1 protein-coding gene is annotated in these 1765 nt (G+C 66.3%); it reads left to right on the top strand.

Annotated elements, in window-relative coordinates; all coding sequences use genetic code 11:
- On the top strand, nucleotides 1-1765 hold a 1765-nt coding region (gene rpoB / locus ACFO60_RS40745; protein WP_380852890.1), incomplete at both ends, for a DNA-directed RNA polymerase subunit beta.

Genomic DNA, 1765 nt, shown 5'->3' with positions numbered 1-1765 from the left:
CCCGCCAGATGGTGTCGGTGGCGACGGCGATGATCCCGTTCCTGGAGCACGACGACGCCAACCGCGCGTTGATGGGCTCCAACATGCAGCGTCAGTCGGTGCCGTTGCTGAAGAGCGAGGCGCCGCTGGTCGGCACGGGCATGGAGTACCGGGCGGCGACCGACGCCGGTGACGTGATCACCGCCGACAAGGCGGGCGTGGTCGAGGAGGTCTCGGCCGACTATGTCACGGTGATGAACGACGACGGCACCCGTACGACCTATCGGGTGGCCAAGTTCAAGCGCTCCAACCAGGGCACCTGTTTCAACCAGAAGCCCATCGTGCGTGAGGGCGACCGGGTGGAGGTCAACCAGGTGGTCGCCGACGGTCCGTGCACCGATGACGGTGAGATGGCCCTGGGCAAGAACCTGCTGGTGGCGTTCATGCCGTGGGAGGGTCACAACTACGAAGACGCGATCATCTTGTCCCAGCGGCTGGTGCAGGACGACGTGCTGTCCTCGATCCACATCGAGGAGCACGAGGTCGACGCCCGTGACACCAAGCTGGGCCCTGAGGAGATCACCCGGGACATCCCCAACGTCTCCGAGGAGGTGCTGGCCGATCTCGATGAGCGCGGCATCATCCGCATCGGGGCCGAGGTGGTGCCCGGTGACATCCTGGTCGGGAAGGTCACGCCCAAGGGTGAGACCGAGCTGACCCCCGAGGAGCGGCTGCTGCGCGCGATCTTCGGTGAGAAGGCCCGTGAGGTCCGTGACACCTCCCTGAAGGTGCCGCACGGCGAGATGGGCAAGGTCATCGGGGTGCGGGTGTTCAGCCGTGAGGAGGGCGATGAGCTTCCTCCGGGGGTGAACGAACTGGTGCGGGTGTACGTGGCCCAGAAGCGCAAGATCACCGATGGTGACAAGCTGGCCGGCCGTCACGGCAACAAGGGCGTCATCTCCAAGATCCTGCCGGTGGAGGACATGCCGTTCCTGGAGGACGGCACTCCGGTCGACATCATCCTCAACCCGCTGGGCGTGCCCGGCCGGATGAACGTCGGCCAGGTGCTGGAGACCCACCTGGGGTGGATCGCCGCACGCGGATGGGACATCACCGGAGTCCAGGAGGCCTGGGCCGAGCGCCTGCGCGACAAGGGCTTCGGCGAGGTCGCCCCGCGCACCAACGTCGCCACCCCGGTGTTCGACGGCGCCCACGAGGAAGAGCTCACCGGCCTGCTCGACAACACCCTGGTCAACCGCGACGGCGAGCGCATGGTCGGCGTCAACGGAAAGGCCCGGCTGTTCGACGGCCGCTCCGGCGAGCCGTTCCCGCACCCGATCTCGGTCGGCTACATCTACATCCTCAAGCTGCTCCACCTGGTCGACGACAAGATCCACGCTCGGTCGACCGGTCCTTACTCCATGATCACCCAGCAGCCGCTCGGCGGTAAGGCCCAGTTCGGCGGCCAGCGCTTCGGTGAGATGGAGGTGTGGGCCCTTGAGGCCTACGGAGCCGCCTACGCGCTGCAGGAACTGCTGACCATCAAGTCCGACGACGTTCTCGGCCGTGTGAAGGTCTACGAGGCCATCGTCAAGGGCGAGAACATCCCCGAGCCGGGCATCCCTGAGTCCTTCAAGGTCCTCATCAAGGAGATGCAGTCGCTGTGCCTCAACGTCGAGGTGCTCTCCAGCGACGGCATGTCCATCGAGATGCGCGACACCGACGAGGACGTCTTCCGCGCGGCGGAGGAGCTCGGCATCGACCTGTCCCGGCGTGAGCCGAGCAG

It is taken from the genome of Sphaerisporangium dianthi, from assembly GCF_042654065.1.
Classification (GTDB): domain Bacteria; phylum Actinomycetota; class Actinomycetes; order Streptosporangiales; family Streptosporangiaceae; genus Sphaerisporangium; species Sphaerisporangium dianthi.
The sequence above is the reverse complement of the archived record's forward strand: the minus strand, read 5'-3'. Positions and strand labels throughout refer to the sequence as shown.